This window comes from Pseudomonas sp. 15A4 (assembly GCF_016925575.1).
GTDB lineage: Bacteria > Pseudomonadota > Gammaproteobacteria > Pseudomonadales > Pseudomonadaceae > Aquipseudomonas.
This window is the reverse complement of sequence record NZ_CP068986.1, coordinates 5,238,624-5,261,717: the sequence shown is the minus strand read 5'-3', so window position 1 is coordinate 5,261,717 and position 23,094 is coordinate 5,238,624. Positions and strand designations below refer to the sequence as shown.

General features: G+C 59.7%; 13 protein-coding genes and 2 pseudogenes. 6 read left to right on the top strand and 9 right to left on the bottom strand.

What is annotated here, in order from left to right; genetic code table 11:
• The first annotated feature begins 38 nt into the window (after window positions 1–38).
• The 5 genes from JN403_RS23260 to JN403_RS23240 all read left to right on the top strand — a co-directional run bounded on the left by JN403_RS23260 (window position 39) and on the right by JN403_RS23240 (window position 6,929).
• Entirely contained in the window at window positions 39–1,010 is a 972-nt protein-coding gene (locus JN403_RS23260) for a hypothetical protein (RefSeq protein WP_205484498.1), read from the top strand.
• A complete protein-coding gene (locus JN403_RS23255; protein WP_205484497.1) occupies window positions 1,007–1,372 on the top strand; it encodes a hypothetical protein in 366 nt (121 codons plus the stop codon). The genes JN403_RS23260 and JN403_RS23255 overlap by 4 nt, the downstream gene beginning before the upstream one ends.
• Before the next feature lie 59 nt (window positions 1,373–1,431).
• Entirely contained in the window at window positions 1,432–3,447 is a 2,016-nt protein-coding gene (locus tag JN403_RS23250; protein ID WP_205484496.1) for a hypothetical protein, read from the top strand.
• A gap of 264 nt (window positions 3,448–3,711) precedes the next feature.
• Window positions 3,712–4,323, top strand: a complete 612-nt coding sequence (locus tag JN403_RS23245; protein WP_205484495.1) for a hypothetical protein — start codon at window positions 3,712–3,714, stop codon at window positions 4,321–4,323.
• 119 nt (window positions 4,324–4,442) lie between these two features.
• Window positions 4,443–6,929 (top strand): autotransporter outer membrane beta-barrel domain-containing protein, encoded by a 2,487-nt coding sequence (locus JN403_RS23240; RefSeq protein WP_240356750.1) that lies wholly within the window; start codon window positions 4,443–4,445, stop codon window positions 6,927–6,929.
• Window positions 6,930–6,968: 39 nt separating this feature from the next.
• Here the strand turns inward: JN403_RS23240 and JN403_RS23235 are convergent, their stop codons facing one another.
• The 8 genes and pseudogenes from JN403_RS23235 to JN403_RS23200 form a co-directional block, all read right to left on the bottom strand.
• On the bottom strand, window positions 6,969–11,396 hold the full coding sequence (locus JN403_RS23235) for a hypothetical protein (protein WP_205484493.1): 4,428 nt from the start codon (window positions 11,394–11,396) through the stop codon (window positions 6,969–6,971).
• A 624-nt stretch (window positions 11,397–12,020) separates the two neighbouring features.
• Window positions 12,021–14,135 (bottom strand): hypothetical protein, encoded by a 2,115-nt coding sequence (locus JN403_RS23230; RefSeq protein ID WP_205484491.1) that lies wholly within the window; start codon window positions 14,133–14,135, stop codon window positions 12,021–12,023.
• 129 nt (window positions 14,136–14,264) lie between these two features.
• A pseudogene (locus JN403_RS23225) lies at window positions 14,265–14,917 on the bottom strand (HAD family hydrolase).
• A 135-nt stretch (window positions 14,918–15,052) separates the two neighbouring features.
• Window positions 15,053–16,039 carry an ABC transporter ATP-binding protein gene (locus JN403_RS23220; RefSeq protein ID WP_205484489.1) on the bottom strand — a complete coding sequence of 329 codons (987 nt, stop codon included), beginning with the start codon at window positions 16,037–16,039 and terminating at the stop codon, window positions 15,053–15,055.
• Window position 16,040: 1 nt separating this feature from the next.
• Window positions 16,041–16,838: an ABC transporter permease gene (locus JN403_RS23215; RefSeq protein ID WP_122537490.1), complete on the bottom strand. Its 798-nt coding sequence runs from the start codon at window positions 16,836–16,838 to the stop codon at window positions 16,041–16,043.
• Entirely contained in the window at window positions 16,825–17,667 is an 843-nt protein-coding gene (locus JN403_RS23210) for an ABC transporter permease subunit (RefSeq protein ID WP_205484487.1), read from the bottom strand. Before JN403_RS23210 ends, JN403_RS23215 begins: the two co-directional genes overlap by 14 nt.
• Window positions 17,664–18,470, bottom strand: coding sequence for an alkaline phosphatase family protein (locus tag JN403_RS23205; protein WP_205484485.1), 807 nt, complete (start codon window positions 18,468–18,470; stop codon window positions 17,664–17,666). The genes JN403_RS23210 and JN403_RS23205 overlap by 4 nt, the downstream gene beginning before the upstream one ends.
• Before the next feature lie 181 nt (window positions 18,471–18,651).
• A pseudogene (locus tag JN403_RS23200) lies at window positions 18,652–19,718 on the bottom strand (ABC transporter substrate-binding protein).
• 360 nt (window positions 19,719–20,078) lie between these two features.
• On the opposite strand from JN403_RS23200, the gene JN403_RS23195 reads away from it, so the two are divergent.
• Complete coding sequence (locus JN403_RS23195) at window positions 20,079–20,798, top strand: UTRA domain-containing protein (RefSeq protein ID WP_205484483.1); 720 nt, start codon at window positions 20,079–20,081, stop codon at window positions 20,796–20,798.
• A gap of 6 nt (window positions 20,799–20,804) precedes the next feature.
• Here JN403_RS23195 and JN403_RS23190 read toward each other — a convergent pair whose 3' ends face one another.
• The gene (locus JN403_RS23190; protein ID WP_240356748.1) at window positions 20,805–22,994 is read right to left on the bottom strand and encodes a mechanosensitive ion channel family protein; all 2,190 of its coding nucleotides are present in this window, start codon (window positions 22,992–22,994) and stop codon (window positions 20,805–20,807) included.
• Window positions 22,995–23,094: the final 100 nt, after the last annotated feature.

Below are 23,094 nucleotides of genomic sequence, written 5' to 3'. Positions count from 1 at the left end.
TCGGCTGAGAACGCTTCATCGGACGAGGTGAGGACGGGATGGCCAAGGACAGGAGTAAAGAGCCGCTGATGCGGCGACCACCGAACATTTCGAAGATCAATCTGGCGGCGCCCCAGGTGCCAGCGATTATTGATCCGAATGATCCGCTAGGCCTCGTTGCGACGGGGACCCAGACCAATGATCTAGAGGTGCTGGTGCCGCTGTGGGCGCTGCCGGCGATGGATGGCGAGACCGACCTGCTGGAGCTCTTCTGGAGCGGCAAGTCCGATAACCTGCCTGTGGCAAGCGCCAGTTTCCAAGGCCCCGTCGATCCTCTCTTGTTCCCTGTTTTACTCACGTTCGACAAGGAACTCTTGCAGCCGGATGGCCAATACCAACTCTGGTACACGGTCACCAACGACGCTGGCGCGGTTGCACTTTCCGATCAGCGCACCGTCACCATCGACACCCGCCCGCCCAGCTACGACAAGCAGTTGCTGGCCTTGTTGTTACCCATTGATCTTGTAGACGGGGTGATCAACGAAGCGTACCTGGCAAGTCATGGCGATCAGGTAGAGCTGCGCCTGCCGAGCCCTGTATATCTCGACGCGAAAGAAGGCGATGTCGTTGACCTTTACTGGTCACAGGACAACCCGCCAACGACGTCGGTTGTGGCCAGCGTGACGGTGACCCAGGCGCAGATCGATGCAGACGATATCCGCATCAGCCTGCCCGGCGACGCCGTGCGCGCACCGGACCGGGATGGCGATTTTTACGCCACTTACAAAGTACGAGACCTTGCCGGCAACGAGACGGACTCGTTCTCCCGTGAAACGCCCGCTACCGTTGCGCTGAAGCCGCTGCCGGGGGCGATCTCCCCGAGCCCGATTTTCCGGAAGCGGACATCGACGGTTACATCAACTGCGCTAACGAGCCCTGGAACGGCATTACGGTACGGGTCACCTTCGTTCGTAACCTGTTCGAGTACCAGGACCAGATCACGCTGTATTGGCAGGGCTATCACACGTTGAACGGCAACGATCCGATTGCGGGCACCGAGGGCGTGTTTGCCCGAACGGTCAGCGTGAAGAACGTGACCGACGGTTACATGGACATTCTGGTCGAGCCTTTCACTCCCCACATCGAACCCATCCTCAACGGATCGGCGCTGGCCACTTACCGGTTGACGAAAGTCGGCGGGCAGTCGGGCGCGTCCTACGAAGGGCTAGTGAAGATCGATCGCCAGTTGCCCAGCGGCGAGATCTGCGGGCCGACGACGTTGGCCATGCAGTCTGACGCGACGTTGGCTGGCGGATGCAGCGCCTGCCGCAAGGTCAGGCGTTTTATCGCCCGCGTGTTTCAGGCAATCGGGCGTGGCAGTAGTGGGAGGTAACCCGGAAACAAAGGACGCGCCGGGCGGCACGGGCGCGAGTCAACTCAAGGAGAAACGACATGAGCAGCAAACCAACCAAACGATCCATTGTTCTCGCGAATGCGCTCGAACGCAGTGTCAATAAACTGAAAACCCAGAAGAGAGCAAGCCAGGCTCGTGACACGCTCGTCGCGCCGGTGATACCCGTCTGGTGGCCAGAGTCGGAGTTCGCCGGTTTGGTTCCGGCGGATGAGCAAGAAAGGGACATGGACATCCAGATCGGTATTTGGCCAAACACAGCGCAAACGGGCGAAATTGATGTCCTGCAATTTGAATGGAAGTTGCAAACCTCCAGCGTCTGGCAACCGGCTCAGCCCGCGATTGATCTCCCAGGGCCTCTAGATGCGGCCGATTTTCCAAAGACGTTGCAGTTGTCGAAGGATAATTTCAAAGTCGAGGGCACGTACGACCTTCGTTATACCGTTACGAGTGACAACGGCATCCTTACGGAGTCGGACCTTACTCAGATCATCATCGATAAAACGCCGCCTGCTAACAATCAGTCGCCGGACAAACTCACTTTCGTTGACCAGGCGGTGACAGATGGCGGTATCACTGGAGAGTATCTGACCACGAATGGTGGTGTGGAGGTACTAATCCCGGATTACCCGGACGAGCAACTTGGGGATGCCGTGGATATATATGTCCACATGCCTGCCACCAGTCCCACCGAGCCGACTCATCGCGCTTCAATGGATGAGAACCGTCAAATCACAATTCCAGCTGATAAGTTTGAAGGTCTGCTGGACGGGCTTATCTATGTCTCCTACCGGCTGCGCGACAAAGTGGGAAATCACGGGCCGCGCGCCGATGACACGATCACCGGCCTGTTCAGAAATCCACTGCCTGGCACTCCCCTGCCCCCTCCCACTGTGCCAAGGATCGCGAATGACAACACGCTGAATCTTGCTGACATTGCTTCGGGTACGGAAACCCTCGTTGAGATCGCGCCTTACACCAACGCTTTGGAAGGCGATAAGGTCGAGTTGACCTGGGGGACTGCCGCAATGAAGAGTATCCACGAAGTCACCCAGCCGACGGCCAAGATCGTGCTGAACGTCCCGTATGAATCAATGCTTGCGCCGGCCTACGGCAGCACCAACATCGAGCTGCCTACGTCCGTCACGTATGTCGTCAAACGCGGTAACAGGACGTTCGAATCCCCCGAAGCGATCATTAATGTCGACTTTTTTGTGCCTGGACCGGTAAACCCTGACCGCCCGAACCCCGTAAATACGAGGCTTCCCCAAGTACTGGTGAAGGGTACCGGCGCGTCGGCCGCAGATAACAAGCTTAACGAGGGCGACATAGACTTACCGGTAGAAGTTACCGTGGCTCTGTATGCACCTATCGGCCCACAGGAAAAGATGGTGCTGTACTGGTCTTCGCTAGAGCACAAGGTAGCCGAATTCGGTCCGGTCGACGACACGACCGACCCCTATAAATTCACGGTCGCGTGGGACGCCATCGAGAACCTGCCAAGCGGGACCAATGTGCCGGTCTTCTACACTGTCGGACGTATGAATGATAAGGGCAACATTGAGATGTGCGTTCCTACCCTGGTCGATGTCAGTGCGGCCTTGCCGATCAAGCTAGCTGATCCGGAGTTTCCTGATGCGGGATCCGCTACAGGCGGGGCTCCCATTCTTAACTGCAATTCATTCATCGGTGCGAATCAAGACGTTGCCGTCGAGATCCCGGCGAATACTCCGCTGTTGAAGGGCGGTGAAACGCTTACTTTCACTTGGCAGTGCTACACCGATAAAGTCGGTAACTACCCGGTGGGCACGCCACTGGAGACCGATAAGGCGATTACCGAGGCCGAAGCTCTCAATGGCTTTAGTATAGTATTCGGGCCCTTTGAGACTCACATCAAGCCAGTCGGAACCAATGGTTCGATCAAGCTGACATATGAGTCGGATACCACGCCGCCTATGAAAGGCGAAATGCTTATCAGGGCATCAGCGACGAATTCGGCCGGTTTTTGCCCTCCCAATTCGCGTCGTCGTGCAACGTTGAAAGGGTGCGGCTGTTAAGTTCGGGGCAACCTGAAATTTGCATCTTGCTGAGTCGTTTGATACCACCAAGGCCGCGTCACGCGGCCTTGGTCTTTGAACCGTCAGGTTGCCAAATCAGGCGGTAAACGGCAGGCGAAGTGCATTGTAGGAAGCTACGCTCAAAAGGTTAGGAAACGTCCTACATCAGATGTGGATTTGAAGAATGTAGTCTTCGCGCCCTTATCCTGCGGCGTTTAAATAGATGGTTCCGCGGGAATGGCGTTTATTCCCAAGGAGCAGGTCATGGCCGAATCGCGTTTTATCTCCTCTCGATATTTCAAACCCTCAACCTTCATTTCTCTGGCCCTGTGCATCAGTGCCGTAGCCCAGGCGCGCGCGTTGGTACCTGGCGAGTCTACCGAGGTCAATCAGGGCGACACGCCCGAATCATGGACCCTGGCCACCGGTTCTACTCTCACCGTTAACAACGGCGCGCAAACGCTGTCGATCAACGGTGGAGGTGCAGGCAGCGTCGTCAATCTCAATACAGGCAGTTCGGCAGGCAGTGTCAATCTAAGTGCCCCAGGTGCTGTGGCCAACATCACGGGTGCCAGCGTTATCGCAAGCGGCAATGCGCTGGTGCTCACCGACAGCTCGGCGATACTGAACAATGCCAACGTTGTCAGTACAAACGGTCTGGGGCTGTTCGGCACGCAAGTCCTCACCGGATCGGGCAGTTCGTTCCTGATCAACGGCGGCACCATTACCGGTTCCACTGGCGGCGCGTCGCTTTCCTTTGGCAGCAGTCTGGACGCAACCGGGACGGTGATCACCGGCACTGGCGGGAACAGTTATGGGGTCCGAGGTTTTGGCTCGGACATTACCCTGCGCGACAGCACCGTGACGGGGGCCTGAATGGTCTTGCCTACCGCGCGGACGTTTCCAGCGGGCGACAGGGAACGATCAATATCGAAGGTTCCCATATAGAAGGCACCAACGGCGCTGCGATCCTGCTCAATGGTCAGGGCGGCGGGATGGTTGCCAACCTCAACCTGCTCAACGGCACCACCTTGACGGGCGGCAACGGCAATGCGCTGGAAGTGACCAACACGGCGACGGCGAACGTGCTGCTGCAGAGCAGTGAAGTGACCGGTAACTTCGCTATCTCCAACGGCAGCATCGCCAACCTGACCTTCGATCAGGGCCGGTTGATCGGTAACGTTTCGGCGGACGCCACCAGCAGCGGCACGCTGGCGCTGAACAATAACTCGGCGCTCACGGGCGATGTCACCGGTATTGATACGGTCAATCTGAATGCAAGTTCCATTACCGGAAACGTGACCTCGGCCAGCAACGCCGGTGTGGTTTCGCTGGCTAACCGGTCAGTGCTGGAAGGCAACGTGAACAGCGACAACGTCAGCCTGGATACCAGTCAGATGAAGGGCGACATCACGTCGATGAGCAGCGCAGGCGTGGTGTCGCTCGTCGGCAGTTCAGTGCTGGAAGGCAACGTTAACAGCGACAACGTCAGCCTGGATGCCAGTCAGATGATCGGCGACATCACGTCGTTGAGCAGCGCAGGCGTAGTGTCCCTGGTAGCAGGCTCCGTGCTGGAAGGTAATGTCAGCAGCGATAACGTCAGCCTGAACGCCAGTTCAATGAAGGGTGACATCACGTCGACCAGCAACGCCGGCGTTGTATCGCTTATCGGAGGGGCCACCGTAGAAGGTCAGGTTATCGGTGACAACGTCAGTCTTGACGCCAGCTCGGTTGTCGGCGATGTCACTTCGGCCAGCGGAGCAGGTGCCGTCAAGCTGGTTCGCCGCTCTCTGGTGAGAGGCAACGTGAACAGCAACAACGTCAGTCTCGACGCCAGCTCGATAGTCGGGAATGTCACGTCGACCGGCAATGCAGGCGTGGTGTCCCTGGTGGCAGGCTCCGTGCTGGAGGGTAATGTCAGCAGCGACAACGTCAGCCTCGACGCCAGTTCGATCGTCGGCAATGTCACATCGACCGGCGGCGCAGGTGTGCTGAGGTTGCTCGGCGGCTCAACGCTGAAAGGCGATGTGAGCAGCGGTAATGTCAGCCTGGATGCCAGCTCGATGTCCGGCGATATCACCTCCGGTGGCGGCGTGGTTTCGCTGACCAACAACTCGGTGCTCACCGGCAACTTGATCAACGTTGACAGCGTTACCCTCGCAGGGTCTTCCACCTGGGAAATGCTGGGCTCCAATAGCCTCAATTCACTTGCAATGAACGACAGTGCGGTGAGGTTTGGCGCGACCAATGCGTTCTACCAACTCAACGTCGGCACGCTGTCCGGCAACGGCACGTTCATCATGGACGCGGATTATCTTACCAACGAGCACGACCTGCTCAATGTGACCGGCTCTGCGACGGGCAGCCATACCTTGCTGATCGCAGGTTCCGGCGTCGATCCGACGTCACCACAGCCCCTGACCATTGTGCAGACCGGGGGCGGTGACGCAACCTTTGCGCTGGCGGGCGACGGTGCGGTTGACGTGGGGACCTATTCCTATCAACTTGCGTCGGCCAGCAATGGCGCGGGCGGCACAGACTGGTTTCTGGACCCGAATACCGCGACGATCAGCCCTGGCACGCGCTCGGTGCTGGCGCTGTTCAATACCGCGCCGACGGTCTGGTACGGCGAGCTGACATCGCTGCGCAGTCGCATGGGCGAGTTGCGCTTCAACGGCGGTAAATCGGGCGGCTGGGTGCGCACCTACGGCAACAAATATAACGTCGATGAAGCGTCCGGGGTCGGCTATCAGCAGACGCAGCAGGGCGTATCGCTCGGCGCCGATGCACCGCTGCCGATTGGCGACGGGCAGTGGCTGGTGGGCGTACTGGCCGGGCACAGCAAATCCGATCTTGACCTCAGTCGCGGGACGTCGGGCACGGTCAACAGCTATTACGCCGGGATCTACACCACCTGGATGGACCAGGCCAGCGGCTACTATTTCGACGGTGTGTTGAAGTTCAACCGCTTCCGCAACGACTCGAAGGTCAGCATCAGCGACGGCACCCGTGCCAAGGGTGATTACGACAACTCGGGCGCCGGTGGCTCAGTGGAGTTTGGTCGACACATCAAGCTGAACGACGGGTATTTCATCGAACCGTACAGCCAGTTGTCCGCGGTGGTGATCCAGGGCAAGGATTACCGGTTGAACAACGACATGCGTGCCGAAGGCGATCGCACCCGTTCGCTGCTGGGCAAGGTGGGGATGACGGCAGGTCGTAACTTCGAGATGAGTGACGGCAAAGTGGTGCAACCGTATGTGCGGGTGGCGGGTGTGCACGAGTTCGCGAAGAACAACGAAGTGCAAGTGAACAACAACGTGTTCAACAACGACTTGTCCGGCTCGCGAGGTGAGTTGGGGGCGGGCGTTGCCGTGGCGTTTTCAGACAGCCTGCAGGTGCATGCTGATTTTGATTACGCCAATGGCGAGAATATTGAGCAGCCGTTTGGGGCGAATGTTGGGTTGCGGTATAGCTGGTGAATATAACGCGGGAGAGCCTGAGTAGCTCTCCCGCCTTCCTTATATCGCCATCACGTAACAAAAGCCGCCGGCGGGGGCTGTTGTATATGCTGTACCTTCCGCACCGGTTGCCAGGTTCTTCGTCCAATTGCGGAACAGCCCTGCAGAGTCGGTGGACCAACATTCATGGCTTCCCATTGGGAAGTTGCTGCCATACAGATTGTAGATTTGCCGCAGTTGGCCCATGTTCATCATCCTCCGTCCGGCACCGGAAACAGTCCTGTTTGCATCTGGCCAGTTTCGATTCCCCATTCCGTGCACCAGAGTCACATTAGAAACGGTCACCGTGTAACTGCCTTGGCGACCCTCCTTGTCCCGCACTGTGATAGTTGCCGCGCCGTTGGATGCTGAATAGATACGGCCATTTTGATCGACGCGCACCATTGACGTATTGCTGGACGAGTACGAATAAGGTGGGACACCACTGGTGGGTGTTCTCACCAGTGTGGTACCGGCTGGCCAACTGAGCGGGAGCGTCCCGGGATAGCCTCCAAACGCGTAAAAACCGCCATTCAGCGAAACGGGCGACGAATTCAGCACGAACTCAGGTATCGGAGAAATGACCGAAAACTGGCGAACAGCCGATGCAGGATTTGGACCGTATTGCCCCACAGCTTTGAGACTGTGGTCACCCAGCGCCACGGCCACCGATGCGCTCCAGCTACCGTTACCGCCTACTGCGGTCTTCCCTTTAGAGGTGGTCCCGTCGAAGACTTCCACCTGCTCATTGGCCGCCGCTGTGCCTGACGCCGTCACCGTGGTCTCTGCGGTGGTGCCTCCCTGTGCGATCTCGCCTTTTGAGTCGCGTACGATCAGCGTCGGCGCCGTTGCAGCCCTGACGCTGAAGGTCCAGGGTGAGGACGCCGGATGACTGGCATACACGGCTTTGGCAGTCAGGCTATGGGCCCCCACCGACAGGCCGCTGACCGATCGAGACCATCCACCGCTTGAGTTCACACTGGCAATCCCTTTGGACGAGCCTCCGTCGAACAGCTCCACGGATTGGCCAATCGACGCCATGCCCGATACGGCGACAGCATTGGCATAGGTAGCCCCGCCGTTACTGACAGCGTTGCTCTGAGGGTCTACGACTCGTGTAATGGTCGGAGTGACCACATCGGTGACCGTGAACTTACGCACGGAGGATTCCGGATTGCTTCCGTAGTTCGCCCTGACTTTCATGTCATGCCGCGCCAGGCTCAGCCCCGTGAGGGTGATTGTCCATTGCCCGCTTGCATTGGCAGTCGATCTGCCGCGCGACGCCGCGCCGTCGAAGACTTCTACTTCAAGACCCGCGCTGGCTTTGCCGGTCAACACCACGCTGGTATCGACGGTGAAACCATCAGGCGGGATCTCCACGGCTTGCGTGTCTTTAATATGGGTGATGGTCGGTGTGACTGCGGCGGAGATGATCACCGTCCAGACAGCGGATTCAGGCTGCGTGCCATACATGGCCCTGGCCTTGAACGGGTGCGAGGCAACGGTCAGCCCGGTAACCGTGAGCGACCAGACGCCGGCTCCATCTGTTCTGGTGGTGCCTTTTGAGACCCTGTTGTCAAACAGCTCGATCTGCTGATCAGCGCTCGCCAGCCCCGATACCGTGACACTGGTGTCCACGGTCGTGCCGCCGTTGGTGACTGGCCCTCGAGAGTCGAGCACCTGATTGATCACTGGCGTCACATTGGCCAGAACTTCGAGGCGGCGAGGCGGTGAGATCAGCCCGCTGCCGTCGAGGGCCCTTGCCGTGAAGCTGTAGTTTTTCGGAGTGAGCGCCGACAGATTCGTGCTCCACGCACCGGAGGCATTGGCGCGCACACTTTCGAGTCGGTTCGTGCCATCCAGGATTTCCTGTTCGGCGTCAATCGTGGAGGTACCGCTGATGCTCACAGCAGTGTCGAACGTGGTGCCCCCGTCAGCCACTTCGCCCTTGCTGTCCCTGACGCTGACGATCTGCGGGCTGACCCAATCGTGATGCAGCTTGAAGGTGTAGACCGTTCTCGGGAACTGCACGGCAGCACTCTCGCTGGCGACGCCATCGAAAGCCACATTGCAGATCATCGTCACGCGGGTGTCTTGCCCGAGTTTTTCGAGCTCGGTTCGCAGGATGGACAGAGACAGGCCGGCAGAAGCCTGAGCACTGGTCAGCACAGCGCTGTCGAGGAGCGTAATCGAGTGCATGCCGCCGCTGCCGGTTTCCCCTTCAAGGCGCAGCCATACACGCTGCCCCTCGAGAATAAATGGCCATTTCGCGACGGTTGCGGTGCCATTGCCGGTGAAAGTTGCCAGGTTAAGGATCAGCGTCTGGCTGTCGGCCTGAGTGATAGCGGGATGCGGCAGGTCATTGTCCGGGTCACCGAAGGGCAGTACCGAGAGCATCGTTGGATCGGATTGCTTTTCTGCGGTGTAGCGTTTCACCCGATAGGACACGCTGATATCACGGCCAATGTTCGCGCCGACTACCGTGGCGGGTACTGTGAAATCAACTTGCCCGCTGGCGGTGCCTGGTTTTGCCTGGTCAGCAGGCGTGCCCGGCCCCGGGCTGCCCAGCCAGGTCATCGTGATACGGTCCTGGGCCTCCATGCTGGCGTAGCTCACCTGTACCGTCGCGCCGGTCAGCGCGTCAATGGGGTCAAGCTCCCCGGCGCTGGCCTCCAGCACGATAGGGGCGGGCAGTTCGCCGATGAGTTTGCCGATCACCAGGTCCAGCGTTGCCGAGTATTGAAATTTGCCGGTGGCGCCCCGCTTCAGGGTGTACAGCACCCGCACTTCATCATTGATGTTGGGCTCGACCAACGAACGGGGAATGGTGAAATCGACCGGTTCGCCGGCAATGGTAGTGGTGATGGGGAGCCAGTCACTGCCGCTGCCCTCCAGCGGATGACCGAGCCAGTACCAGGTCAGCGTATCGCCGGCAACCGTACCGAGGTAGTTGACCCGTAGGGTGACATCACCGGGATTCACTTCGGGGTCAAGCACGCCGTCCGGTGCTTCAACGATAATCGGCGCCGGCAATTCACTCCTGTGTTGCCCAATCTTGACGACCAGATGCTCGGATACTCTTACATCTCTTACATCTCTTACATCTCGTACCTGCCACGCGTCGTTAGAGACCCGATAACTGACATCGACTGTGCCGTTTTCAAGCAAGGCAATGTGTTCGCCCATCACAGGGATATACACGACGTTGCCCGCTTCGTTGGCGGTGACGACGTGCTGGGTTTCATACAGGTAGGGCGCGCCATCAGTGCGAGTGCCCAGCCAGGCCAAATCGATCAGATCCCCGTTGGCCATACCGGCGTAGACCGGGATCTCTACATGGGCGCGTTCTACATACGGGTCGAGCACGTCGCCGATCACTTCCAGAATCCGCGGGATCTCCAGCGGTGCCACACCGGTGATCCGCACGGCTGCCCGTTTCGACGATTGCGGCGGGTCACCGTTGGCTTTGGTCAGAACATACGAGGCCTGAGCGGTCCCGTTGATCATTTCGCGCACGAGTGCATTCGGCACGGTGGTGTCATAGATTGCCGGGATATTCGTTATGCTGACCGATTGGCTGTGCTCCAGCGGAGTGCCTGCCGCCGTAGTGCCGAGCCAGGTCATGGTCACTGTGTCCCCTCGCTCGAATGGGTCTGCGGTGACAGCGATCCTCACCGTGACGTCCGCGCTGCCCAGGTGGCCCAGATCGATTTCGCCGTTGATAGCGTCCTGAATGATCGGTGCATCCAGCTTCCAGGCGCCGGCATCTACCGGCACGAACGTCTGCAGCGACCACTGCTCGGAGAAGTTCCAGACTTCGTCATACACCTGATAGTGAACGAGCAGGTTTGCAGAGTCGCCTGCTGCGAGTATGTCGGCCTGCTTAACCTGGATGACGATGGGGCCATTGCCCGGTGCCTCCTCAACCGAGATCACATGTCTGATTGACACCACGCCCCACCGCAACTCCAAGGTGTCGCGCGCGGCGCGTCCCGGGTACGCAGCAATGGTCACCGGGATGCCATCCCTGGCCGATTGGGCATCAACGCCGTTGTCGATAATGTCTTGGGGCAGTTGCGGCGCAGCGAGTTCTGAGTGGCCGGGCAGATGCGGGTCGCGGTCCTTGCCTCCGGGCCGGTCAAGCTTGACCAGCAGGCTTCTTAACACGGAGTCTTCCGGCACGCTCGAGCCGACGCGGGTCAGGCTGTAATAGACCTCTTTCTTTCGGCCGGCTTCGATAGCAGTGGATTCCAGCCTGAAAAACATACGATTGTCGATGTCGGCCTCTGCGACGACGCGTTCGCCCATGAGTACACCGTCCCAATGGATCTTGACACGGTCGCCGACCTGCATGCGCAGCCAGGGGTCGACGGCAGACAGCACACCGGACGGGTCTTCGACAATGCTGAGGTTGATCCCGCCGTCATGGTCCAAGACGTCCTCGACCATGCCGGAGATCAGCAGAGGGCGCAAAGCCAGCGTTGAATAATTCTGGTCCAGCGGGGGAAGAGGGTGCGTGAGTAGCGTTTCATGATGAGCTTCCTTTCAGAGGATGTTGTCCTGGGCGGATCAGTTGTCGCCGGTCCATCGTCAGTGCATTGAGTTCGGTCGGCGCCTGGAGCGGCAATACCGCGGCTGAAGGCTCCCTAGGCTATTGAACCGCCAAACGGATGTGCTATCTGGTGGAGCGTCAAACGCGCAGGTCATTTACGGCGCACTCGACCTGTGCAAGGCCGGTCACTGTCACGATCGCTTCAATCGTCATCCCGTCGTCGTAGACCGCGACCGGGGATCTCCAGGTCGATGAGCGAGCTAATACCACGGGAAGAGCTAGACGAGTTCCGCGGCGATGAGGTCATGGCGGTTGACTCCTGTCGGTGAATGCCAGGAGTCATTGAGCGCCGGATCAGGGAAGTTGACTACTGTCAGAAATGACAGGTTTTGCTGCCTTTGGTCGGGCTTCAACTGGCTGTCAAGGCAGATGTGTGTAAGCCGAGAGATTGGCTGTGACAGCCGTCTGCCTTGCGCTCGGCTCCTATGGTTATTGCCCGCTATCAACAGGTCTGCTGGCGATCAGCACAGCTCGCAAAGCCAGCGTCGAATGATTGTGGTCCAGCGAGAGAGGGTGCATGAGTAGCGTTTCATGATGAGCTTCCTCGCTAAATGGGATCCTGCCCGTCGGACGCCTTTCAAGGCGTTAGCATTGATTCCACCGCTTCTACAATGATGGGGGGGCAAAAGACTCTGTGCAGCGCCGACACTGAAGCGGTTGATGCCCGAGTCGCTGCGGCGTCCGCTCGTACGAATCACCCAATAGGAAACCTTTACAGCGCCGCCGTCGTTGTCCGAAATGTATTCTTGCTTTACGTCGAATTTGACGGGTTTGTTCTGGGTGAATGAGGTGATTCTCTGCGAGTCCTCCGCATCTTTGGCGCTGCCGTCCCATTGGTAATACACCACATCGTCTATCTCCATTCCCGTGTAAACCGGCACGGTCACGGTGGTTGCGCCGTAAGCGGGATCTATCAGCCCGTCGACTACCCCTTCAACTACCGGAGCGTCCAGCTCGGGCCGAGGCTCACCGACGTTCAGCCTTGCGGCGCGAGCCGATTCGCGCTCGACAATTGGGCGTTTTTTCACCTCTTGAGCAAGGATGAAATACAGCTCGAGGGTACCGCCCTCGATCGCTTTGAGGTGCTTGCCCTCTACTCTGAAATCGATCGGAGCCTTGGTGGCGGCTTCGCCGTCGGTGATGGCGTGCGGGGGCAACTCGGGCATATAGATGTCCAGGTCAGGCTCGGTGCCGACCCATTGCAGTCTGAGTTGATCGCCCGCTGCCATGCTGTCATCCCACGGGATCTGCACGGTCGTAGTGGGGAGGTCTGGATCAATCGCACCCTGTTCGACATCAAGCGCAACCGGCGCGGCCATGCGCACAGCTTCACCGATCACACCGATGAATGCCCCTCTGGACTTCGACTCGGTAGCGTCCGCATGAATTGCCCGGTAGGAGAAAATCGCCTGGCTTTTTGCCAGTTGCCGGATCACGGTGTTAGGGATCTGGATTTCGAGGATCTGCGGCAGGTGGTCGATCGTAATCTCAGGCGCTTCATGATTGATCGGAACGCCTTCAGTCGTGGTGCCCTTCAAGGTCACCCGGATCTTGTCGCCTCTGGCGAGGCCCGTCTTGAGTGCCCCGAGACGCGAGAGGGTTTCTTTGCCCATCGATGCTTGCAACTGTGCGGCTTGTTCCGGCGTTAATGACTGGCTGAGTTGCTCTAACATCTCCCGACCGTCGAACGCGACGATCTGCACGGTTATCGGTTTGCCCGCCAGGGTGTCCACGTCCAGAACATTCTCGACAGCTTCCTTGACAAGCGGTGCGCTCAACCGAGAGTTGCCGGTGTCAACCTCAATACGGGTCTCGGCGGCCCAGTCTTCGGACCGGTTCTGCACCACATCGTAGACCTCGAACGTCACGGCCAGGCCGTTTGCGCCTGAGTCTCCACCGCGTTCAATGACGTCTTTAGCGACAGTCATCTCGATCGGTTGACCCACTTCGTCCGACGTCACCGCATGTTCCACAAACTGCCCACCCCAGGAAAGCTTGATAGTGTCCCCAGCGGTCATGTTCGGATAATGCGCGATGGTAACGGGCACGCCATTCTCGGCGGCACCGGCATCCACACCATCGTTGACAATGGCCTCGGGCAGCGTGAATTTCAGTTCCGAATGGCCGGGTGTGTCGCCGTTCTGATCCTGTCCGCCGGGCCGTTCAAGTTTGACGAATATATCTGTGTAAGCGGAGAACTGGGGCGTTTGACCGAATTGCGTCACGCTGTATCGCAGGGTGTGCTTGTCGGAAATGAGGTCCTTTTCTTTGACGAAGGTAGTCAGCCGATGGCCGGCCTGCTCCGGTACCGTGATGAACTGCGTGGTGACTACTTTGTCGTCGAGCCATACGGAGACACTGTCGCCCATAGCCATATTCGGCCATGCCGGAATGTACAGCTGCAAGCCATATAGCGGAAAGTTATCCAGAGCCGCGCCGTGGTTAATGCCCAATAGCGTCTGACCTGGCTCAGCCGGTGGCACGGGCAGAGGGCCCACGCGGCCGGGGATTTCCAGGTCGATGAGCGAGCTGGTCTCACTGGAGGGGCGAGACGGGTTAAGCGGCGATGTGGTCATGGCGGTTGACTCCTGTCGATGAATGCCAGGAGTCATTGAGCGCCGGATCAGGGAAGTCGGCTACTGTCAGAAATGACAGGTTTTGCTCCCTTTGGTCGGTTTGGACGGCGGCGGGGGCAGCTGAGACAGCTACTTCCAGTGATGAATCGGCCAGCCGGCCTTTTCAGCGTGTTCGCGCAGCGCCGGATCCGGGTTCACCGCGTGGGGAAATCCACTTTCAGCAACAGGGGCAAATCGTTGCGCGAATCGGAATAAAAGCTCGCGCCTTCCAGGTTTTCGCCCTCCTGATCCAGCCATGCCATCAAGCGGGTGATTTTGCCTTCGCGGTAGGTGAGCACGCCGGTGGTCTGGCCGGTGTACACGCCATGGGCGAGCTCCAGATCGATGGCCAGCACCTCATCAACGCCGATGCGCTCGGCAATGGGCTTGACCAGGTGCACGCCCGACGCCGAGATGATCAGAATGCGGTCACCGGCGGCGCGGTGTTCGGCGATGGCCTTGGTGGCGTCGCTGAAAATGATCGGCTCGATGTAATCCTCGACCCAAGGCCCCACCAGAAAATCCACTTCCTCCGGTGTGCGCCCGATCATCGGGTCCAAGCTGAACGCCATGTAATCTTCCATGGCCAGCTCGCCCTTGCCGTAGGCTTCCATCAGTTCGTGGTCTTTCTTCATGAACCACTCGGGATCGACCCAGCCCAGCCGGCCCATCTGCTCGCTCCACAGGCTGGAACAGTCACCGTGGATCAGGGTTTCGTCCAGATCGAAAATTGCTAAAGGCACCGCGCCCTCCATTAATCAGTGTTGGTTCTGTTGGTGTCCGGCGCACAGCGGCAAGTTCCGAGCCGCAAGCTGCAAGAAAAAGCTGGATCACCGCCGCGCCCTCTTGCAGCTTTTAGCTTGAAGCTTGCAGCTGCTTCAAACGGCACACAACGCCGAATCTTCAATGTGCAGGGTGACGCGCTGACCCTTCGGGTGCAAGTCGCTGGCCGAACGGTTGAGCACGTCAACCACCAGTTCCACGCCCCGGGCTTCGACGCGATAGCGGATCACGTTGCCCAGCAGGCTATGGCTGCGCACTTCGCCTTCCAGCGAACCGGTCAGGCTTAATTGAATGGCTTCCGGGCGAATCGCCACGCGGCTGTTGATCGGGCGCTGCATCAGGCGGCTGGCTGCATCGGCTTCCAGCAGGTTGTAGTTGCCGATGAAGCCGGCTGCGAAGGCGTCGACCGGTGCGGTGTACAGGGTTTCGGCGTCGCCGCTCTGCACGATCCGGCCCTGATTCATCAGGAAAATCCGGTCGGACATGGTCAGCGCTTCTTCCTGATCGTGGGTCACGAAGATCGTCGTCAGGCCCAGCTCCTGCTGAATGGCGCGGATCTGCTCGCGCAGGTGCTTGCGGATGCGCGCATCGAGGGCCGACAGCGGCTCATCGAGCAGCAGCAGGCGAGGGCGCGTCACCAGCGATCGCGCCAATGCCACGCGCTGACACTGCCCGCCCGAGAGCTGATGCGGGTAGCGCGTGGCGAACTCGTTCAGCTCCACCAGCTTGAGCACCTCGCCCACCCGCTGCTTCATTTCGTCTGTACTGACTTTCTGCATGCGCAGGCCGAACGCGACGTTTTGCTCCACGTTCATGTTGGGAAACAGCGCATAGCTCTGGAACACCATGCCGATGCCGCGCTTTTGCGGCGACACCGGCACCAGGTCCTTGCCGTCGAGGAAGATGCTGCCGCTGGTCACAGGCGTCAGCCCCGCGATGCAGCGCAGCAAGGTGGACTTGCCGCACCCGGACGGGCCGAGCAGGGTGACGAACTCGCCTTTGTGGATGTCGCAATTGATGTCGCTGAAGACCGCCGTGCTGCCGTAATTCTTCTGCAGGTTTTCGACACTGACGAAGCTCATATCAGTCTTTGTCCTTGTTCAGTCGGTTGGCCGCCCACGTCAGCAGCAGTACGAAAAAGAAGTAGGAAATCACCAGCGCGCTGTTGAAGTGACCGCTGCTGTTGCGCATGTTGTTGAGGTACACCTGCAGGGTCTCGTAGCGGGTGCCAACCAAAAGATTGGCGAACACGAACTCGCCGAACAGGAACGAGAACGACAGCAGCAGGGCAATCATCAGGCCTTTGCGCAGGTTCGGCAGCACCACCAGAAACGCTGCCTGAAAGGTATTGGCGCCGAGCAACTGGGCCGCGTCCATCAGGTCAACCAGATTGATCGCTTGCAGGTTGTTGGTGATCGCCCGGTACATGAAGGGCAGTGCCACGGTGAAGTAGCAGCCGATCAGAATCCACGGCGTGCCGACCATCGCCAGCGGCCCCGAACCGTAGAGCTGCAACAGACCCACCGAGGACACCACCGGCGGCACCGCGAAAGGCAGCAGGATGAGGATGTTCATCAGCGCGTCGAGTTTGGGGAAGTGGTAATGCACGACGAAGAGCAGCGGCAGAATCAGCACCACCGACAGCACCAGCGCGCCGACGCACACCAGCAGCGACTGGCCGAACGCGCGGAGAAAACGCGGATCGCTCCACAGCGCGACGTACCATTTGTAGGTCAGCCCGTCGGGCAGAATGGTCGCCGACCAACTGGTGGCGATCGAATACACAAAGGTGCCCAGCAGCGGCGCGAGCAGAATCAGAAACAGCAGGTAGACCACGACGCGGTGGTAAAGCCCCGGCGGGCGGCGTTCAGCGCGAGACATGGTAGCTCCTCTTCAACAGCCACTGATGCACGACGGTCACCAGCGTCATCATCCCCACCAGAATCATCGCCAGGGCGCTGGCCATGTTCGGGTCCAGCGTAATGTCGCCCGCGACCATCGCCGCGATGCGGATCGGCAGCACGTTGAAATTGCCGGTGGTCAGCGCATACACCGTGGCGTAAGCCCCCAGCGCGTTGGCCAGCAGGATCACGAAGGTGCCGAGCAGCGCAGGCGTCAGCACCGGGATGCCGATGTGCCGCCAGTAGTCCCAGCCGCTGGCGCCCAGCAGTGACGCCGATTCGCGCCAGTCTTCCCGCAGTGCGTCGAACGCCGGGTACAGCAGCAACACGCCCAGCGGGATCTGGAAATAGGTGTAGAGAATGATCAGGCCGGTTTTCGAGTACAGGTTGAAGTCATCGATGATCCCGGCCTGCTTGAGAATCAGCGTCAGCGCGCCGTTGAAACCGAGCAGGATGATGAAGGCAAACGCCAGCGGGACGCCGGAAAAGTTGCTGGTCATGTTGGCGAAGGCGCTGACGAAATCCCGGAGGCGCGACGGCACTTTGCGCAGGGAATAACTGCCGAGAATCGCGATGACGATGCCGATCAGGCTCGACCAGAAACTGATCTCCAGGCTGTACTGCATCGCCTGACGGTAGAAGCGCGAGTTGAATGCTTTGACAAAGCTGTCGATGCCCCAGCCGGCGTCCGATTGCAGGCTGTTGATCGCCACCCAGGCCAGCGGCGCGATCTGAAAGGCGATGAAGAATACCGCAAACGGCACAAGGCACAACAGCGCCAGCCATTTGCCGCGGCTTTGTGAATTCACTTGAGCACCTCTCTGCACACAGGTTTGTCGTGGGGCACCCCGAGCAGTTCGCAGACGGTGCCGCAGATCTCGGTCTGTTTCGGGTGCGCGTCGGGGTCGAGGCTGAAGGCGTCACCGAGCACGAACAACGGGACTTCGCGTTCTTCCGGCAGCACGCCGTTATGTGAACGGTCGTTGTTCATGCCGTGGTCGGCGGTCACCAGCACTTGATAGCCCGCATCGAGCCAGCGCTGCAGGTACTCGGCGAGGATGATGTCGGCGGAGCGCGCGCTGTTGCGGTACTGCGGGGTGTCGAGGCCGTGCTTGTGGCCGGCGTCATCGATATTCATCGGATGCACGAACAAGAAGTGCGGCGCGTGGGCGGTTCGCAGATGCTCGGCATCGTCGAACAGATGGGAATCGGGGTAGTGATCGACGTAGTAGAAATGCCCGTGCTGAATCGGCAAGTCGACGTCGTCGGTGTGACGGTCGCGCGCGGCCATAAACGGGCTGCGGTTGTACAGCTCGCTGACCCAGTGGTATGCCGCAGCGGCGGTGGTCAGTCCGGCGTCGGTGGCGTAATGGAACACGCTGCGCTGGTTGGACAGCCGGGAAACCTGGTTGTGCACGATGCCGCTGTCTATGGGCGCCACGCCGGTCAGAATGCACTCATACAGCGGGCGTGACAGCGACGGCAGTTCGCATTCGAGCTTGTACAACGCCGCACGGCCTGCGTTTCGGTAGGCCAGCAAATGCCCCATCGCATGGTGCGCGACGCTGTAACTCAGGCCGTCCAGCAGGATGAGGATGACGTTGTGTTTCATGTGCCGCTCCGGAGGGTGTTGGAGTTTGTCGGAGATCCCTGTGGGAGTGAGCTTGCTCACGAATGCTGATCAACAGGCCCTGAAGAGGTTGAATATATGGGCCTATTCGTGAGCAAGCTCACTCCCACAGTGCAATGGGTGGCTGAAAACGGCGCCCCATTTCTGGAGCGCCGTTCGGCTATTACTGCATCTCGACGATGACTTGCTCGTTCCACTGCTGTGGCAGGGCTTTCGAGGTTTTTCCCATGCCGCAGCGTCTTTGATCGGCGTCACGTTCTTGTACTGCTCGTTGGGCAGTAGCTTGGCTTGCACGTCTGCTGGCAGCGTCAGATGCTCGGCGCGGATTGGGCGCGCGTTGCCTTTGGCCAGGTTGATCTGACCGGCGTCACTGAAGATGTATTCACGGGCCAGCTTGGCGGCGTTCGGGTGTTTGGCGTACTTGTTGATGATCGTCGTGTAGCCCGAGATCACCGAGCCGTCGGACGGGATCAGCACGACGTAGTCGTCAGGATTGGCCATCTTGGCTTTGTAGCTCAGGCCGTTGAAGTCCCAGACCACGCCCACTTCCACTTCGCCTTTTTCCATCGACTGGATCGTCGGGTTGTTGATGCCCAAGCGCTTTTGTTTGGCCAGTTCGGTGAACAACTGCAGGCCCGGCGCGAGGTTGGTTTCATCGCCTTTCATGGAGATCGCAGCGGCCAATACGCCGTTAGCCGCCTGGGCCGCGGTGCTGACATCACCGATGGTGACCTTGTACTTGCCGTTCTTCAGGTCAGCCCATTGGGTCGGTACGTCCGAGCCGTGGAGCAGCTTTTTGTTGACGATGAAAGCGATAGTGCCGGTATAGGCCAATGCCCAGTGACCGTCTTTATCCTTGGCCCAGTCCGGTACCTGAGCCCAAGTGCTCGGCTTGTACGGTTGAGTCACGCCCTTCGCCACAGCGATCGGGCCGAACGCTGCACCCACGTCGCCAATGTCAGCGCTGGCGTTGTCTTTTTCCGCATCGAACTTGGCCACTTCCTGAGCCGAACTCATGTCGGTGTCCATGTGCACCAGACCGTACTTGGCGGTCAGGTCGGTCCAGGTGCCTTTCCAGTTGGCCCAGTCATCGGGCATGCCCACGCTGTTGACCGCGCCCTCAGCCTTGGCGGCGGCTTCAAGTGTTTTGAGGTCGGTGTCGGCGGCCATGGCCGAAGTGCTCAGCGCGATGGCCGAACCCAGGAGTGATGCCAGCAAAAGGTGTTTCATTCGAAGCTCCTTTGTGCACTTCTCGACGGACTCATAGAAGTGTTCGTTGCGGATGGTTGGTCTAGGTCAGCAATACCTGAGCCAAGTTAGGCGAGTTACATGACGCTTTCGTGTCTGGACCGACTCTTGCTGGGGCGAGACACAGCCCGGCCAGTTGCTGTGGAATGAGCGTAGACCATGCTCAAGGGCCTGATCTGAAAGGCCCGCATGATTTGCTGAGCGCTGGTGTTGCGCCCGTTCCTGGCTGGAATGTCACGCAATGGTCATCTAGGCTGCCTAGGCTCTGGAGCACCGAAACGGGCCAGTCAACGAGCGACTTCGCCCTTTAATAGCGCTGGTCTAGTCCAGATAGGTAACGCAATGCGCGACGAAATACCCCGAGCAGTGACGACCATTTGCAACGCGCTGCAAGAACAGATCGAACACGGTCTGTTGCCGCCGGGCAGCAAGTTGCCGGCTGAGCGCAAGCTGAGCGAGGTCTTCGATACCACACGCATCACCTTGCGCGAGGCGCTGGTGCAGTTGGAGGCCAGGGGCTTGATCTATCGTGAGGAGCGGCGCGGCTGGTTCATTTCACCGCCGCGACTGGCCTATGACCTGATGCGGCGCAGCCACTTTCACGCAATGGTTCAGGCCCAGGGCCGAGTGCCTGCGACCCAGGTGATTTCCGCGCGGCTGCAACCGGCCTCCGCCGTGATTTGCGGTTTGCTGCAATTGCCGGCGTTGTCCAGCGTGATCCAGATCTGCCGCGCCCGTCGCATCGATGAACGGCTGGTGCTCTACGTCGAGCACTACCTCAATCCAGATTACTTCCCGCAGATCCTCGAGCTGGACCTAAACCAGTCGCTCACCGAGCTCTACGCCAGCTATTACGACATTCGCTATGGCCAGGTGCGTTTCGAGATGGTGCCCACGGCGTTACCCGTGGAAGCGGCAGGGGCGCTGAAAGTCTCCATCGGCAGCCCGGGCCTGCGCATTGTTCGGGTCAACCACGACCAGCGCGGGCGGCTGATCGATTGCGATCTGGAATATTGGCGCCATGACGCGATTCACGTAAGCGCGGTGGTGGGGGATATCTAGGCCGGCTTACACCGAGGCATCGTCTTTCTTCTCACGCACCTTGTTCACACGCCCGCCACTGGTGCTGACCTGCACGTTCAGGCGCGGCGTCGCCAAGTCCATGCCGGCCTCATCCAGATAACGCTTGAGCGACAGGTTGAACGCCCGCGACACTTCCCACTGCTTGATCGGCGCGGTCTTGAAGCGTGCGCGCAGAATGGCGTTGCCCGAGTCGAAACTCTCTACCCCCTGAATCTCCAGCGGCGACCAGATGTTGCGTCGTTGCAGCGGGTCGGTGCGCATCTTCTGGCCGACGTCGCGGATCATCTTCAGGGCGTCGTCGATGTTCATGCTCGCCGGAATCGCGATGCGGAAAATCGCGTACCCGAACTCCCGCGAGTAGTTCTGGATGCTCTTGATCTCGCTGAACGGGATGGTGTGGACGATGCCGTCGATGTCGCGCAGGCGCACGGTGCGGATCGTCAGCCCTTCCACAGTGCCCAGGTGACCGCCGACGTCCACGTAATCGTCGATGGCCAGCGAGTCTTCGATGATGATGAACAGCCCGGTGATCAAATCCGCCACCAGCGACTGCGCGCCGAAACCGATGGCCAGACCGATCACACCCGCACCGGCCAACAGTGGCGTCACGTTCATGCCCATGTTCGCCAGGGCGACAATCAGCGCGATGATGAAAATGGTCACGAACAGCACGTTGCGGATCAGCGGCATCATGGTTTGCGCGCGGGTATTCGCCAAGCCTTTGCGCGAGCGGGTGAGGGCGTGGTGAATGGCTGTGTCCGCGAGAATCCAGATCAGCCAGGCGAACATCAGCGTGGCCGCCAGGCCGATGAGCCTGACGCTGATGTCGTGGCCGTCGCCCTCGGCGAATCGAATAAGCGACAGACCCCATACGCGCAGGCCCAGTTCGATGAACACCAGCCAGATGAGCAAATGCGCGACCGTATAGAAGAAGTTCTTCAGGCGGTCCGAATACAGCGCGTGGCGCTTGTGAGCGTGGCTTGGCTTGAGCGAATGACGCCGTACCAGGCCGTTGATCACCATGCACATCACCAGCAGCACGGTGCAGATCAGGGCCTGACGCAATGCGGTGCTGGTGTCGCCCGCAGAGAAAAACGTGGCGAACAGGGAAACGCCCACCAGCACCAGCGCTGGCAGGTACCAGAACGTGCCGAGCACCTCGATGCTGTCACTCAGGGCGCGGCGTTTGAGGCGACGCTCAAGCGCCTGATTGCGGATCAGGTGCGCGATCGGGCGACGGAAGCGGATGATAAACAGCCCGGTGGACAGCGCGGCCATGACATTGGCCAGGGTCGCGGCGGTGTGCGCCAGGTGCACGCCGAGGCTGGCGACCAGACGCGGGTCGCTCAACGCCTCGCCGAACGCGGCGAAGCTGCCAATCCACCACAGCGGCCGAAATGCCTGATGCCGCAGAATGTAAAGCGCCTGGTGCCGGTGCGGGCCGTCCAGCAGAGAAAACGCGATGACGCACACCGCCGAGAACAGCGTGCCGACCACCAGCGCGTAGGCGAGCACCATCGCCAGATCCCGGCCTAGGGACGGCGGCAGCGAGTAACTCAGGTAGATCGTGATCACCAGCGCCACCAGCCACGGGCCCAACTTGCGCAACGCGAAACGCAGCATGTCCGACAGGCGCGGGTGCTGCGGAAGCTCGGCAGACAGGCCGAAGCGCAAACGGACCTTGTGGCCCAGCCAGATCAGCGCTGCCGCCAGCAGCCCCCAGATCGCCAGGACCACGGCAAAGCCCCAGATGATCGGCCACCACTGGTTGGCCGGCAGCATCAGCGCCACCAGCTCATCCTCCGCCATACCTGCCTCGTCCGCCCAGCGGCTGAGCGGGCTGTCTGCGCCGGTGAACTGTTTTTCCAGCCCGGCAAGGGAGCTGCCGATCAGGCCCAGCACGCCTTGCTCCACCGTCGGCTGCGCTTTTTTGGTGGCGTCCCGCAGTTTTTTCAGGTCATCGAGCAACTTGCTGCGCTGTTGATCGTTTTCCAGCGACGTAATGACCTCGTCCAGCGACTGCCCCAACGGTTCCTGGGCCTGAGGCTGCGTCTTGTCACCGCCACTCAGCAGACTTGGCAGGCCAGCGGCGTGGGTCAACGCAAACGGGAACAGCGCCAGCAGGCAAAGCAGGAAGAGGCGGGGCAGAAGGGAAAGGCGGGTGGGAGCGATCACCTGGAAACAAACCTCGAATAGACAGGCGCTTGAAGTAGCGCGGTATGGGGGCCGTGCAGGGTCAAGCAGAGGCGGATGAGTTTACGAGGGGATGGGGGGT

Bases quoted from the DNA above. Each gene is read 5' to 3' on its own strand.
- JN403_RS23195 (WP_205484483.1), top strand. From the start codon at position 20,079: ATGCGCGACGAAATACCCCGAGCAGTGACGACCATTTGCAACGCGCTG.
- JN403_RS23215 (WP_122537490.1), bottom strand. From the start codon at position 16,838: ATGTCTCGCGCTGAACGCCGCCCGCCGGGGCTTTACCACCGCGTCGTG.
- JN403_RS23235 (WP_205484493.1), bottom strand. From the start codon at position 11,396: ATGGTCGAGGACGTCTTGGACCATGACGGCGGGATCAACCTCAGCATT.
- JN403_RS23250 (WP_205484496.1), top strand. From the start codon at position 1,432: ATGAGCAGCAAACCAACCAAACGATCCATTGTTCTCGCGAATGCGCTC.
- JN403_RS23220 (WP_205484489.1), bottom strand. From the start codon at position 16,039: ATGAGCTTCGTCAGTGTCGAAAACCTGCAGAAGAATTACGGCAGCACG.
- JN403_RS23230 (WP_205484491.1), bottom strand. From the start codon at position 14,135: ATGACCACATCGCCGCTTAACCCGTCTCGCCCCTCCAGTGAGACCAGC.
- JN403_RS23260 (WP_205484498.1), top strand. From the start codon at position 39: ATGGCCAAGGACAGGAGTAAAGAGCCGCTGATGCGGCGACCACCGAAC.
- JN403_RS23245 (WP_205484495.1), top strand. From the start codon at position 3,712: ATGGCCGAATCGCGTTTTATCTCCTCTCGATATTTCAAACCCTCAACC.
- JN403_RS23240 (WP_240356750.1), top strand. From the start codon at position 4,443: ATGGTTGCCAACCTCAACCTGCTCAACGGCACCACCTTGACGGGCGGC.
- JN403_RS23205 (WP_205484485.1), bottom strand. From the start codon at position 18,470: ATGAAACACAACGTCATCCTCATCCTGCTGGACGGCCTGAGTTACAGC.